The organism is Rhodococcus sp. KBS0724 (assembly GCF_005938745.2).
Classification (GTDB): Bacteria; Actinomycetota; Actinomycetes; order Mycobacteriales; family Mycobacteriaceae; genus Rhodococcus_F.
In genome coordinates, this window is sequence record NZ_VCBX02000001.1 from 2746035 (window position 1) to 2759828 (window position 13794).

Genomic DNA, 13794 nt, shown 5'->3' on the forward strand with positions numbered 1-13794 from the left:
ATGGCTAGCTGACGAAGGGTGACGAGAACATGGTGGAGACCGCGGCGCACGCTCGAACGCCCCGCAAGCACAAGGCAACTCTGCCCCTGATTCTTCTCCTGGTCGTGTTACTGGCAGCGGGTGGAATCCTTGTCTACCTGGCTGTCAGTGCCGCGGGAAAACCGATCAGCGCACCATTGCCCGACGCTCCGTTCGAGGTCGGAACAGCGCCGGACCCCGGAATTGTCTGGGCTCCCGTACCGACCGACCTCCCGCCCAACACCCTCGCGATTCCGGACCTCGACGTGCGAGCCGACATCGTGACCAGCGGTCTGGGCGCCAGTCGCGGCATGATCCTCCCGCATCCCGACAAGGTGTCGCACTTCCTCAACGACGTGCACTTCGGCGAGCCGGACGGCACGAATCTTGTTGCCGGGCACGTCGACGACGGTGACCGCACCCACGGTGCGCTCTGGCCGTTGCATCAGATCAAACCGGGAACGCCGATCTACGCCACCGACGACGCGGGCACCATGTACACGTACACCGCGGCGAGTCTGAAGCTCTACGAGAAGGTGGCTTTGCCGGCTGAGTTCTTCGAGGACACCGGTGCGCCGAGGCTGGTGCTGGTTACCTGCGGCGGCCCGACGGTTCCGGATCCGTCGATGCCCTCCGGTTTCACGTACGAGCACAACCTGGTGGTCACTGCCTCACCGGCGTAGGGGTCCGGGCGGTCCGGATAAGATAGCGCCCATGGATTTCAGCAAGGGTCACGGCACTCAGAACGACTTTGTCGTGCTTCCCGATCTCGATGTCGCGATCGATCTCGCGCCGGCGCGCGTCGCGGCGCTCTGTGACCGTCGTCAGGGATTGGGTGCCGACGGCATCCTGCGTGTCGCGCGCGCCGGTGCACTTGCCGACGCTGGTGTCCTGAGCGAGATTCCGGCGGGAATTGCCGCCGACGACTGGTTCATGGACTACCGCAACGGCGACGGCTCGATCGCCGAGATGTGCGGAAACGGTGTTCGGGTGTTTGCGCATTACCTGACGGCATCCGGTCTCGAGAACCGTCGCGAGTTCGTCGTCGGTAGCCGGGCCGGTGCAAGGCCGGTGGTGGTTCATGCCACAGGCGCCACCGCGGGTGATGTCACCGTAGGCATGGGAACTGTCACCGAGTTGGGAACCAGCAGCGCCAGCATCGAGGGCCGGGCCTTCACCGGTCTGGGAATTGATGTCGGCAATCCGCACTTGGCCTGCGTCGAAAAGGACCTATACGCCGAGCAGTTGGCTGCGCTGGATCTGTCGATCGCACCGGCATTCGATCCGGCATTCTTCCCGCACGGCGTGAACGTGGAATTCGTGACGCCACTCGAAGACGGTGCCGTCGGCATGCGCGTGTACGAGCGGGGTGTGGGTGAGACACGTTCGTGTGGAACCGGGACTGTCGCGGCGGCGGCAGCGGCGTTGCGGCACGACGGTCGCAGTGAGGGCACTGTCACCGTCCGAGTTCTCGGCGGAGAGGTTCAGGTCGCGATCGAGCAGGGTGCCGCTGAGCTTCGCGGACCGTCGGTTCTCCTCGCAACCGGATCGATCAGTGACGACTGGTGGCGATCACTCGCATGAGCTGCGTATGCCGTGCGCGAAAAGCGGATGCGCCGCTGTGAGGTTTCGTGGGAACATGGATCTTGTATGACGAAATCACATGACAATCAAGAATCCACTGCAGACGAGTCTGCAGAATCGTTTGCTGCCGACTCTTCAACTGCAGGCTCCGGCGAGGAGTCAGGTTACGCAGGCTCCGGCGAGGAGTCCGATTACACAGGCTCCGGCGAGGAGTCAGGTTACGCTGCGTCTTCCGGTTCCGGAACGCCGTCGGTTGGCGAGATGCAGCTTTCCGAGCGTGGTGCATTGCGCCGCGTTGCGGGACTGTCCACCGAGCTGGAAGACGTCACCGAGGTCGAGTACCGCCAGCTGCGCCTCGAGCGTGTTGTCCTGGTGGGCGTCTGGACTCAGGGGACGGCGGAGCAGGCAGCGTCCAGTATGGCCGAGTTGGCTGCGCTGGCGGATACGGCCGGTTCCGAGGTTCTCGACAGTCTCGTTCAGCGCCGCGACAAACCTGACACCGCTACGTACATCGGTTCCGGCAAGTCTCAGGAACTGCGTGAGATGGTGCTCTCGACGGGCGCCGACACCGTGGTGTGCGACGGTGAATTGACACCCGCGCAGCTCACGGCGCTGGAGAAGATCGTCAAGGTCAAGGTCATCGACCGCACGGCCCTGATTCTCGATATCTTTGCTCAGCACGCTACGTCCCGCGAAGGTAAAGCTCAGGTCGCTTTCGCGCAGATGGAGTACATGCTTCCTCGTCTGCGTGGTTGGGGCGAGTCGATGTCACGCCAGGCCGGTGGTCGCGCCGGCAGTAACGGCGGTGTGGGTCTGCGTGGTCCTGGTGAGACCAAGATCGAAACCGATCGCCGACGCATTCGTGAGCGCATGGCAAAACTGCGGCGCGAGATCAAGGCCATGAAGGCGGCTCGCGACACCAAGCGGACGCGTCGACTGCGCAGCGACATCCCAGCCGTTGCCATCGTCGGCTACACCAATGCCGGTAAGTCGAGCTTGCTCAATTCGCTCACCGGGGCAGGCGTACTGGTGGAAAACGCACTGTTCGCCACCCTGGATCCGACTACCCGTCGGGCGTCGCTCGAAGACGGCCGCGAGTACGTCCTGACCGACACCGTTGGTTTTGTTCGGCATCTTCCCACCCAGTTGATCGAGGCATTCCGCTCGACACTGGAAGAGGTTGCCGACGCAGATCTGCTGATGCACGTCGTGGACGGTTCCGACGCGTTGCCCACCGAACAGATCAAAGCTGTTCGGGAAGTGATCACGGACGTTCTGCGCGAAACCGATTCGCCGGCGCCGCCGGAGTTGATCGTGGTGAACAAGATCGACGCCGCAGATCCGGTCACGCTCACGCAGTTGCGTGCATTGCTTCCCGGCGCTGTGTTCGTCTCGGCCAAGACGGGCGAGGGAATTGCTGAACTGCGGGCACACCTTGCCGAGGTATTGGTGCGCCCCGACGTGGAAGTCGACGTGCTGGTTCCGTATCACCGCGGTGATCTGATGGCCAAGATCCATTCCGACGGAACAATTCTGGACTCGGCTCACGAAGAGTCAGGCACCAGAGTTCACGCCCGAGTTCCACAGATGTTGGCATCGGCTTTGGTCGAGTACGCACCGAGTGCGTAGTTGGTCGAGTACGCACCGAGTGCGTAGTTCACTCGGCATAACCGCCGCGTGCACCGTGCTGGTGGCCCTCCTGTCCGGAAGTGCTGGAGCACAAGCGAATACACCTGTCCCGGAAGCGGGTGTATTCGAACCGCTCTGCACACCAGCCGATCCCGGACTCGAGGAACTGTCCGGCACGGTCGCCGTCGGTGACCGGATCTATGCCGTCGGCGACAGTGGGAACGACGAAGTAGTCCTGGAACTGGACGCCGATTGTGTTGTGCACAACCGGATTCCCGTGCCGATCGATCCGTACGACATCGAGGATCTGGCGTATCACGACGGTTCACTGATTCTCGCGGACATCGGCGACAACCTCCGGACCCGCGAGACCGTTGCGTTCATCACGCTTGACCTCGAGTCGGGTAGCGGCTCGTTGCATCGCGCAACCTACCCCGACGGACCACACGACGCCGAAGCAGTGCTTGTCGATCGCAATGGTCGCGTCTTTGTGGTGACGAAGGAACTTTTCGGGACGAGCAGCATCTACACCCCAGCACAGGGGCAGGCCATCTCCGCGCTGGCCGAACCCGGGCCGACACCCCTGACACGAGTCGGAACACTCAGCACCGGGGATGGATCGAGCGCCTCGATGTTCACGGGCGGCGCTGTATCTCCAGACGGCTCGGTGGTTGCACTGCGGAATTATTCGGACGTCTATCTCTACCGGGTCGGCGACGAAGGAATCGGCGCCGCACTCACCGAGGGCCGGCCGCTGCGCATTCCGACCCTGTATCAGCCTCAGGGCGAGTCGGTCACCTTCACTGATGCCGGCGATCTGGTGATCGGTTCCGAGTCGAGGGGCGGAGCGCTCCCGCCCCTGTACGTGTTGCGCGGCGCTGCCGCGACACTGGCGTCGCAGGACGATGGCGCGTACGTGGCCGACATTTCTGCCGGCGACCAGGTGGCCGAAGAGCCGAGTAACGCAGCGGTGTGGGGAATTGTCGGCGGCGTGATTGTGCTCGCCATTGGCGGTGGCTTGTTCGTTCGTATTCGGAAGCGCAGATAGACAACACAAAGCCGGACGCTCACACGAGCGTCCGGCTTTGGCGAAAGCCGATTCAGGCGTCGAGATCGGCAGCAACCAGCTCGGCAACCTTCTCGAGAGCGTCGATGTCGTCGGATTCGATGGTGACTTCGGCGCCCTTGGCGGCGCCGAGCGTCATGATCATCAGCGCGGAGCCGGCGTCGACGGGTTCTTCGCCGGCGACGGCAAGAGTCACGGTGGCTCCGGAGGCGCCCACTGCTTCGGCGATGAGGGCAGCAGGGCGGGCGTGGAGGCCGACTGCGGAACCTACGGCAACTGTCTTACTTGGCATGAGAACTCCTCAGGGTGGTGGTGGGTGTGATGTCGATCATGCCGCAGCTGGCACGATTTCGGGGTCCAACTCGGCGTCTGTCGGGCCACTTCGGATGAACTGTTTTGCGCCGATGACCGCCAGCGCGGCTACGACGGTTCCGGCGGCAAGGGAGATGAGGAACCAGCCGATTCCGCCGACTGCGAAGAATACGAAGATTCCGCCGTGAGGGGCGCTCAATGTGACGTCGAATGCCATGATCAGACCGCCCGTGATGGCGCCGCCGGCCATCATCGAGGGAATGACGCGGAGCGGGTCGGCAGCGGCGAAGGGGATGGCACCTTCGGAGATGAAGGCAGCGCCGAGCAACCAGGCAGCTTTTCCGTTTTCGCGTTCCGCTTCACTGAACAACTGGGGACGCAGGACGGTGGATGCCAGTGCCATCGCGAGCGGCGGGACCATGCCGGCTGCCATGACGGCGGCCATGATGCGCAATGACGCGGGGTCGTCGACGTTCAGGCCGGCTACAGCGAACGCGTAAGCAGCCTTGTTGACCGGTCCGCCCAGGTCGAAGCACATCATCAGGCCGAGGATGATGCCGAGGAAGATAGCGGAGCTACCCGAGAGTCCGTTGAGCCAGTCGGTGAGTCCGGTGGTGATCGCGGCCAAGGGGCGTCCGAGGACCAGGAACATCAGCGCGCCGACGATCATGGTGGCGAACAGCGGAATGATCACGACGGGCATCAATCCGCGGAGCCACTGCGGTACGGAGATCCGGCCGATGTACAGAGCGACAACACCGGCGATCAGACCGCCGACCAGGCCGCCAATGAAGCCGGCGCCGACGAAGACCGCCACCGCACCAGCTGTGAAACCGGGGGCGATGCCTGGCCGGTCGGCGATGGCAAACGCTATGTAACCCGCGAGCGCCGGTACGAGGAAGCTGAAGGCCAGCGAACCGATCTGGAACAGAACGGCGCCGAGGTACGTGGCGAGGCCACCGTCGGGCAGGTTGGTCAGTGAGTTGTTGAGAACGATGTCTCCGGCCGGACCGGAGATTTCGTAACCGCCGAGCAGGAAGCCGAGTGCGATGAGCAAACCACCGGCGGCGACAAACGGAATCATGTAGCTGACACCGGTCAGAAGGACCTGGCGCAGGTGCGTGCCGAATCCGACGTCGCCCGACTCGCCGTCATCCGCGCCGGCGGCTACGGACCCGTCCACCTTTGCGGCTGCGGGATTGTCCGCGGCGCGGAGTGCTTCGGCCAGCATCTTGTCCGGTTCGTTGATGGCCCGTTTCACTCCGGACGCCACGACGGGTTTACCGGCGAACCGCTCGCGACCCTTCACTCCGACATCCGTGGCGAAGATGACGGCCGCGGCACTTGCGATGAGCGACGGGGAGAGCGGTGTGCTTCCGCTGGAGCCCTGTGTTTCCACGTGGACCGTGACGCCGGCGCGCTCACCGGCGGCAACGAGGGAATCGGCGGCCATGTACGTGTGGGCGATACCGGTGGGGCAGGCAGTGACGGCAACTATGTGCCGCTCGGCAGCGGCAGGCGCGGCAGGCTCGGGTGCTGTCGGCTCGGCCGAGTGTTTCGCTGTGGAAACAGCAGCAGCGGCCGGCTCCGGAGTTGCGGGCTTTGCCGGTGCCGGGTTGAGCACCTCGTCCACCAATCGCACGATGTCGTCGGGTGTCGCTGCCTCGCGCAGGGACGTCACGAATGCGGGTCGCACCAACGCGCGAGCCAGTGATGACAGGAGCTTCATGTGTTCTGCGCCGGCGCCCTCGGGGGCGGCGATCAGGAACACCAGGTCTGCGGGACCGTCGGGGGCGCCGAAGTCGACCTTCGGATCGAGTCGCGCAAACCCCAGCGACGCCGATGTCACAGCCTCGGCGCGGCAATGTGGAATCGCGATTCCGCCGGGCAGGCCCGTCGCAGACTGCGCTTCGCGGGCCAGCGCTGCGTCGACCAGACCGTCGGCGTTGTCGGCACGTCCCGCCGCAGTAAGGCGTGCGGCCAGGGCGCGGATGACGTCCTCTTTCGAGGCGCCGAGGTTGGTGTCGAGTGAGATCAGTTCAGGGCTGATGATCGGGGAGCCGGAACTGCGTGCGGTGGGTTCGGACATGTCGATTTCCTTACGGCGTCAGGCGAGTTCGGTGGGCAGGGCGGGTGCTGATGTGGCAGACGAGATCGTGACGCCTGCAAGATCGACTTGTTGTGGCGTCGGGAGGGTAGTGCCGGGAAGGGACGCGGCAGCACTTCCGTAGGCGACGGCGTGGCGCAGGCATTCGCCCGGATCAGCCCCGGCGGTTGCCGCCAGGATGTATCCGGCAAGTGAGGAATCGCCGGCGCCGACGGTACTGACCGCAACGATCGGGGGAGCAGTGGCAATCCAGGCCCCTTCGGCGGTGACCAGGACTGCTCCCGCTGCGCCGAGGGTCGCGAGTACCGCGCCGACACCGCGTTCGACCAGAAGGGTGGCTGCTGCAATCGCGGGCCCCGGATCACCTTCTTGCGCAGCATTTTCCAGGGCATTGCCGTCGACACCGGTAAGTTGAGCCAACTCTTCGCCGTTGGGCTTGAGGAGATCCGGTGCTGTGAGCGGAAAGTTGTCCGCGAGAGCGGACAGCGGCGCGTCGGAGGTGTCGACCGCAACCTTGCACGGGTGATCACGCAGTGCGGCAACAAGTTCGCCGTACCAGCCGGGGGAAACGCCTGGTGGGATGGAGCCGGACAGCACGATCCAGCTGGCGACGTCCGCTCGTGAGACGAGTTCGCGCGCCAGGTTGTCGAGCGTCGAAGCTGGCAGAGCGGCGCCCGGTTCGTTGATCTTTGTTGTGGTTCCGTCCGGTTCGGCGACGGTGATGTTGGTGCGCGCGAGGCCCTCGGTTGCGACGCCGAGGTGGGGGATTCCGCCGGCGGCCAGTGCGCTGAGCAAGGGATCGCCCGGATTTCCGGGAAGGATTGCCAGGGTCTCGAGTTTTGCCGCGCTCAGAACTCGGGCCACGTTCACCCCCTTGCCGCCCGGATCGCTGCGGGTGGAGAGGGCTCGCAGGACTGAGCCGCGCTGGAGCGGTTGCTCCAGTTGTACGGTTCGGTCGATGCTCGGGTTGGCCGTCAGGGTGACGATCATGCGATGACTACCTCGATTCCCTGGTCGTGGAACTCGGACGTGTCTGTCGGGGTGATGTCCTCGTCGGTGATGAGGACGTCGATGCTGTCGAGCGGAGCGAAGCTGATGAGATGCTCGCGACCCACTTTGCTTGAATCTGCCAGTACCACTACGTGATTGGCGGCCTTGACCATTGCTCTTTTGACTGCTGCCTCCTCGCTGTCCGGGGTGGACAGTCCGTGCCCGAGGCTGATGGCGTTGGTGCCGATGAAGGCGACATCGACGCGCAAGGTGCCGAGCACTCGTAGTGCGTCCTCGCCGACCGAGGCTTGGGTGACTCCGCGGACCCGGCCTCCGACGAGGATCAGCGATACCGAGTTCATCGACGCGAGTCTCGCGCCGATCGGAACCGAATTGGTGACTGCCGTGAAATCGAGATCGGTCGGAATCTCGGGAATCATCCGACCGGTGGTGGTGCCGGCGTCGAAGAGTGCACTACCGCCGTTCGGCGGCAGGTACGACAGCGCGCACCGAGCGATGCGGTCTTTCTGTTCCGCGCGGGTTTGATCGCGTTCTGCCATGCCGGGTTCGGTGACGCGCAGTGAGGCGGTGGGTACCGCGCCGCCGTGGACGCGTCGTACCTGCCCGATTCGTTCGAGGAAGGCCAGATCACGCCTGACTGTTTCGGTGGTGACGCCGAAGGTCTCGGACAGTGCTGCGACGGACATGCGTCCGCGCTGCGACACCATCGTGCCTATCGCTTGTTGGCGTTCTTCCGCGTACACAGTCTCTCCGTTGTTTGGTGCCGGTCGTGATTCGCGGGTGCGGTGCGAGTCACAGTCAATGTTGCTTTATGTTGTTTTACGCCCGAGTGTGTTGACATGTCAAGAGTTGCGAGTAATCTTCGTCACAACAAAGCTGAACAGGAAGTCAGCGCGGCGTGGGACCTACGGTTGGTGGCCAGTCGGGCAAATCGTTTCTAGGAGGACCGATGACCGAACAGATCGATATCGCGAGTGTGCATGGAACACCGGTTGTTCCCGGGGTCGCATACGGCCCGGCAATCTGGCCTTCCCGGCGCCCCGAGTTGATCGCCGAAGCCCCACCACTGGACGAGTCGGTGCGTGCCGCCGCTCAGGACGATTTCATCGCAGCGGCCAAGGCAGTGGAAGGCCGACTGCTTGCACGGGCGGCCTCTGCGACCGGCGCTGCCGCTGAGGTGCTCACGGCCAATGCGGCCATGGCAGCTGACCGGGGCTGGATCGCAAAAGCGCAAAAATCCATCGCTGCCGGGGTTCCTCCGGTCCAGGCCGCCATTGCGGCGACCGAACAGTTCGTGACGATGTTCACGAAGCTCGGCGGGGTGATGGCAGAGCGTGTGACGGACCTCAAGGACGTTCGCGATCGGGTGATCGCCGAGTTGTCCGGACTGCCGGAACCCGGAATTCCCGCCCCCGAGACGCCGTCCGTTCTGTGCGCCGACGATCTTGCGCCGGCCGACACCGCTGGGCTCGATGCAACCAAGATCATCGGACTCGTGACCGTCCTCGGTGGACCCACCAGCCACACCGCGATCATCGCGCGTCAACTGGGCATTCCGTGCATCGTGGCCGTCAAGGATTTGGGCACGGTAGAAGCCGGTACGCCGGTGCTGATCGACGGGACCACCGGTGAGGTGATCAGCAATCCCGACGCAGACAAGGCAAAGGCGCAGGTCGAGCAATCCAGGCTCGAGCGTGAGCGGGTCAGCACCTGGGTGGGTCCAGGGAAGACGGCCGACGGACGGCCCGTCGACGTACTGGCCAACGTCCAGGATGGTGCCGGTGCCCGTGCGGCGGCGCTCACCGCTGCCGACGGCATCGGACTGTTCCGCACGGAACTGTGCTTCCTCGGGCGTGAGACCGAGCCGACGGTCGACGAGCAGGCGGCAATCTACGTAGAAGTTCTGGAAGCGTTCGCGGGCAAGAAGATCATCATCCGCACCCTCGACGCGGGGTCGGACAAGCCCTTGAAGTTCGCCAATCATCAGGAGGAAGCGAATCCCGCTCTCGGAGTACGTGGCGTCCGAATTGCGTGGCAGGACATGGGAATTCTCGATCGGCAACTCGACGCGATCGCGGCTGCGGCAGCACGGACGGGCTCGTCGCCGTGGGTCATGGCGCCGATGATCGCGACTCCGGCGGAAGCCAAGCGCTTTGCCGACGCCGTCCGAGCCCGTGGCCTGGTTCCCGGCGTCATGGTCGAGGTCCCGGCGGCGGCGTTGCTGGCTGATCAAATCCTCGAGCACGTCGAGTTTCTCTCGATCGGCACCAACGACTTGGCTCAGTACACGATGGCCGCCGACCGAATGTCGTCCGAACTCGCCGAGCTCACCGATCCGTGGCAGCCGGCAGTGCTCGCGTTGGTTGCGCGTACTGCGCAGGCCGGTCAGGCCGTCGGCAAGCGTGTGGGTGTGTGCGGCGAGGCGGCGGCCGACCCGTTGTTGGCGTGCGTTCTTGCCGGACTTGGTGTCTCGTCACTCTCGTGTGCGGCCGCGTCCGTTGCGGGCGTCGGAGCCAAGGTCGGTTCCGTCACGATGGAGCAGTGCGTCGCTGCGGCGGCCGCAGTTCTGGCCACCGGCGATCCTGCGTCGGCACGAAAGGCAGCTGCATTGGCCTTGAGTTGAACCGAATGAGGTCGCAGTACCTGCACTGACCTAGTATTTCGGGCTGTGACTAAACGAGAAACGACGACCGGGGCCAGCGGAATCGGTTGGACTGTCCACGGCGACGGTAAACGAATTGCCGACGGCGCCGTGGTGGGCCCGGACGAACGGCTCAGTTGGCCCCGAACCATCGGGATCGGAATGCAGCACGTCATCGCGATGTTCGGTGCGACGTTGCTCGTGCCGACGATTACCGGCTTTCCGGTCACGACGACTCTGCTGTTCTCGGGTATCGGTACCGCACTGTTCCTGATCATCACCAAGGGGCGGATACCGAGTTACCTCGGTTCGTCCTTTGCGTTCATCGCGCCCCTGACGGCGTCGGCAGGGTCCGGCCCGGCTGCGCAGCTCGGTGCGGTCATGGCGGTCGGCATCGTGCTGATGCTCATCGGTGTTGCCGTGCGCGTGATCGGCGGGCGCGTGATCGACGCAGTCATGCCCCCGGTGGTGACCGGCGCCGTCGTGGCCTTGATCGGTCTCAACCTAGCGCCGACCGCAGCTGGGTCGTATCAGTCTCAGCCCCTGATCGCGACGGTGACGCTGTTCTCGATTCTTCTGGTCACGGTTGTCGGACCTGGCCTGCTCGGCCGCCTCGGAATCCTTGTCGGCGTCGTGATCGGCTGGGTCTTTGCCGCGATCTACGGTGGCCTCGACAGCGAGCGCGTCACCGCGCTGCGTGAGGCCGACTGGTTCGGTGTTCCGAGCCTGCACGGTCCGTCGTTCGATTGGTCCGTCATCGTGTTGGCGTTGCCCGTCGTGATCGTTCTTGTGGCCGAAAATGTCGGACACGTCAAAGCTGTGTCGGCAATGACCGGAAAGTCGTTGGACGACCTTGCCGGAAACGCACTCTTTGCCGACGGTCTGGCAACTACTTTGGCCGGCGCGGGCGGAGGTTCGGGAACGACGACGTATGCCGAGAACATCGGCGTGATGGCTGCTACCCGCGTCTACTCGACTGCTGCCTACTGGGTCGCGGCGGCCACCGCGGTGGTTCTGGCGTTCTCGCCCAAGTTCGGCGCGCTGGTGTTCACGGTTCCGAACGGTGTCATCGGCGGCGCGACCATGGTCCTGTACGGCCTCATCGGCATTCTCGGTGTGCGGATCTGGATGGAGGCCAAGGTCGATTTCACCGATCCGGTGAACCTCACCGTCGCAGCTGCTGCACTGGTCGCCGGTATCGGCAATCTGACACTCACCATCGGCTCCGTCGAGCTCGGTGGCATCGCGTGGGGCTCGATCGGCATCCTCGTCGCGTACCCGGTCATGCGCTATCTGGCGAAATTCCGTACTTCGAGTAACAGTTAACCGGTACAGTCACGAATCGTGATCGTTCGGGTCATCGACGCACGGCATCCTTCGGTTCTAGCGTCGGTACGACAGTCAAGTGGGACGAGTGGACATCAGTTCGCCCACGATGCATCGAAGCAGTAGGAGCTGGCGTGGAACGTACCCTGTTCGAACCGGAGCATGACCTTTTCCGGGAGTCCTTCCAGAAGTTCTTGGCACAGCACGTCGCGCCCTTCCACGATCAGTGGGAAGAGCAGAACATCGTCGATCGCGGCGTGTGGGTCGAAGCCGGAAAGCAGGGCTTTCTGGGAATGGCCGTTCCCGAGGAATTCGGCGGCGGCGGCGTCAAGGACTTCCGCTACAACGCGATCATCACCGAGGAAGCCACCAAGGGTGGGTACAGCGGGCTCGGCTTCACACTCCACAACGACGTTGTGGCGCCGTACCTACTTGACCTGTGCAACGACGAGCAGAAGCAGCGCTGGCTCCCCGGATTCGCGTCAGGCGAACTGATCTCCGCGATCGCGATGACGGAACCAGGCACGGGCAGTGACCTGCAGGGCATCAAGACCAAGGCAGTCCGCGACGGTGACCACTGGATCCTCAACGGGTCCAAGACGTTCATCACCAACGGCATCAACGCTGACCTCGTCATCGTTGTGGCGTGTACCGATCCTGACAAGGGCGCACAGGGATTCAGCCTCTTCGTGGTCGAGCGCGACATGCCGGGCTTCGAGCGCGGACGCAATCTCGACAAGATCGGCATGAAGGCACAGGACACCGCAGAACTCAGCTTCACCGACGTTCGGGTTCCCGCAGCCAACCTGCTCGGCGACGAGGGAATGGGCTTCCTCTACCTGATGAAGAACCTTCCGCAGGAACGTCTTTCCATCGCAGTGGTGGCTGCTGCGGCCATGGAATCCGTGCTCGAGAAGACCATCCAGTACTGCCGTGACCGCAAGGCTTTCGGCAAGTCGATCGGCAGCTTCCAGAACACCCGATTCGTGTTGGCCGAATTGGCCACGGAGACCACGGCTGTCCGCGTTCTCGTCGACAAGTTCATCGAGCAACTCAACGCCGAGAAGCTGACCGTGCAGGAAGCCGCCATGGCAAAGTGGTGGACCACCGAGGCACAGGTCAAACTGATCGACCGTTGCCTCCAGCTCCACGGCGGCTACGGATACATGAAGGAATACCCGGTTGCCAAGGCCTACATGGATTCTCGCGTGCAGACCATTTACGGTGGCACTACCGAAATCATGAAGGAGATCATCGGACGGTCGCTGAACCTCTGATAGCAGCAGCGACAACGATGGCCCCGGCATCAGCCGGGGCCATCGTTGTTTTCAGCCTTGCTTCGTGTGCGCTAGATCTTGCGCATCACGGTGACAACCTTGCCGAGAATGACGGCGTTGTTACCGGAGATGGGTTCGAACAGGGGATTGTGCGGCATCAGCCACACGTCCTTCTTGACCCGCTTGAACGTCTTGACCGTTGCCTCGCCGTCGATCATCGCGGCAACGATGTCCCCGTTCTCGGCAACATTCTGCTGACGGACGACCACCCAGTCGCCGTCACAGATCGCAGCTTCGACCATGGATTCACCGACAACCTTGAGCATGAACAGCGAACCCTGCCCGACCAGCTCGCGGGGGAGCGGGAATACATCTTCGACAGCTTCTTCCGCGAGGATCGGCCCGCCGGCAGCGATGCGACCGAGGACCGGCACAAATGCAGGTTCCGGAAGCGGATCGCCCGCGGCGCTGCGAATCTCCGACGCGTGCCTTGTCACCGAAGCGATAGCGGTGTCGGCAGCAACCTCGTCCAGGCCTCGGACGTCCACCGCGCGAGGGCGATTGGGGTCGCGGCGAATGAAGCCCTTGCGCTCCAGCGTGCGGAGTTGATGTGCGACCGACGAGGTCGACGTCAACCCCACGGCGTCGCCGATCTCCCGGATGCTGGGCGGGTAGCCACGCTCGCTCACCGAATCCCGGATCACTTCGAGAACACGGCGCTGCCGTTGGGTGAGAGTCTCGGCTGACGTCGCGGCAACGCCTGCCGTTGCGGCACTTGTGGAGCGATCGTCCTTCATGGCGTTGAGCCTTCCGTGTTTGCAGT

General features: G+C 63.8%; 12 protein-coding genes. 7 read left to right on the plus strand and 5 right to left on the minus strand.

Annotated features, from left to right (window positions below; translation table 11 throughout):
* The first annotated feature begins 29 nt into the window (after positions 1-29).
* The 4 genes from FFI94_RS12600 (at position 30) to FFI94_RS12615 (ending at position 4279) form a co-directional block, all read left to right on the plus strand.
* Complete coding sequence (locus tag FFI94_RS12600; RefSeq protein WP_138868161.1) at positions 30-701, plus strand: class F sortase; 672 nt, start codon at positions 30-32, stop codon at positions 699-701.
* A gap of 31 nt (positions 702-732) precedes the next feature.
* Positions 733-1602 (plus strand): diaminopimelate epimerase, encoded by an 870-nt coding sequence (gene dapF, locus FFI94_RS12605; RefSeq protein WP_138868162.1) that lies wholly within the window; start codon positions 733-735, stop codon positions 1600-1602.
* A gap of 66 nt (positions 1603-1668) precedes the next feature.
* Positions 1669-3231: a GTPase HflX gene (hflX, locus tag FFI94_RS12610; protein WP_138868163.1), complete on the plus strand. Its 1563-nt coding sequence runs from the start codon at positions 1669-1671 to the stop codon at positions 3229-3231.
* Positions 3232-3250: 19 nt separating this feature from the next.
* Positions 3251-4279, plus strand: coding sequence for a hypothetical protein (locus FFI94_RS12615; RefSeq protein WP_138868164.1), 1029 nt, complete (start codon positions 3251-3253; stop codon positions 4277-4279).
* Positions 4280-4331: 52 nt separating this feature from the next.
* On the opposite strand, the gene FFI94_RS12620 is transcribed toward FFI94_RS12615, so the two are convergent.
* From FFI94_RS12620 to FFI94_RS12635, 4 genes are read right to left on the minus strand one after another with little or no spacing between them, the layout of a single operon-like run.
* Complete coding sequence (locus tag FFI94_RS12620; RefSeq protein WP_033234824.1) at positions 4332-4589, minus strand: HPr family phosphocarrier protein; 258 nt, start codon at positions 4587-4589, stop codon at positions 4332-4334.
* A gap of 36 nt (positions 4590-4625) precedes the next feature.
* Positions 4626-6698, minus strand: coding sequence for a fructose-specific PTS transporter subunit EIIC (locus tag FFI94_RS12625; RefSeq protein ID WP_138868165.1), 2073 nt, complete (start codon positions 6696-6698; stop codon positions 4626-4628).
* Between the two features lie 18 nt (positions 6699-6716).
* Positions 6717-7706, minus strand: coding sequence for a 1-phosphofructokinase family hexose kinase (locus FFI94_RS12630; protein WP_138868166.1), 990 nt, complete (start codon positions 7704-7706; stop codon positions 6717-6719).
* Positions 7703-8470, minus strand: a complete 768-nt coding sequence (locus tag FFI94_RS12635; RefSeq protein ID WP_138868167.1) for a DeoR/GlpR family DNA-binding transcription regulator — start codon at positions 8468-8470, stop codon at positions 7703-7705. Before FFI94_RS12635 ends, FFI94_RS12630 begins: the two co-directional genes overlap by 4 nt.
* A gap of 206 nt (positions 8471-8676) precedes the next feature.
* Here FFI94_RS12635 and FFI94_RS12640 point away from each other — a divergent pair, with 206 nt between their 5' ends.
* The 3 genes from FFI94_RS12640 (at position 8677) to FFI94_RS12650 (ending at position 12971) form a co-directional block, all read left to right on the plus strand.
* Positions 8677-10350, plus strand: a complete 1674-nt coding sequence (locus FFI94_RS12640; RefSeq protein ID WP_138868168.1) for a phosphoenolpyruvate--protein phosphotransferase — start codon at positions 8677-8679, stop codon at positions 10348-10350.
* A gap of 45 nt (positions 10351-10395) precedes the next feature.
* Positions 10396-11694: a uracil-xanthine permease family protein gene (locus FFI94_RS12645; RefSeq protein WP_185993183.1), complete on the plus strand. Its 1299-nt coding sequence runs from the start codon at positions 10396-10398 to the stop codon at positions 11692-11694.
* A 134-nt stretch (positions 11695-11828) separates the two neighbouring features.
* Entirely contained in the window at positions 11829-12971 is a 1143-nt protein-coding gene (locus FFI94_RS12650) for an acyl-CoA dehydrogenase family protein (RefSeq protein WP_138868169.1), read from the plus strand.
* A gap of 71 nt (positions 12972-13042) precedes the next feature.
* Here the strand turns inward: FFI94_RS12650 and lexA are convergent, their stop codons facing one another.
* Complete coding sequence (lexA, locus tag FFI94_RS12655; protein WP_138868170.1) at positions 13043-13768, minus strand: transcriptional repressor LexA; 726 nt, start codon at positions 13766-13768, stop codon at positions 13043-13045.
* Positions 13769-13794 lie beyond the last annotated feature (26 nt).

Coding starts and splice junctions, on each gene's coding strand:
- dapF (WP_138868162.1), top strand. CDS start 733: ATGGATTTCAGCAAGGGTCACGGCACTCAGAACGACTTTGTCGTGCTT.
- FFI94_RS12620 (WP_033234824.1), bottom strand. CDS start 4,589: ATGCCAAGTAAGACAGTTGCCGTAGGTTCCGCAGTCGGCCTCCACGCC.
- FFI94_RS12640 (WP_138868168.1), top strand. CDS start 8,677: ATGACCGAACAGATCGATATCGCGAGTGTGCATGGAACACCGGTTGTT.
- FFI94_RS12625 (WP_138868165.1), bottom strand. CDS start 6,698: ATGTCCGAACCCACCGCACGCAGTTCCGGCTCCCCGATCATCAGCCCT.
- FFI94_RS12600 (WP_138868161.1), top strand. CDS start 30: ATGGTGGAGACCGCGGCGCACGCTCGAACGCCCCGCAAGCACAAGGCA.
- hflX (WP_138868163.1), top strand. CDS start 1,669: ATGACGAAATCACATGACAATCAAGAATCCACTGCAGACGAGTCTGCA.
- lexA (WP_138868170.1), bottom strand. CDS start 13,768: ATGAAGGACGATCGCTCCACAAGTGCCGCAACGGCAGGCGTTGCCGCG.
- FFI94_RS12630 (WP_138868166.1), bottom strand. CDS start 7,706: ATGATCGTCACCCTGACGGCCAACCCGAGCATCGACCGAACCGTACAA.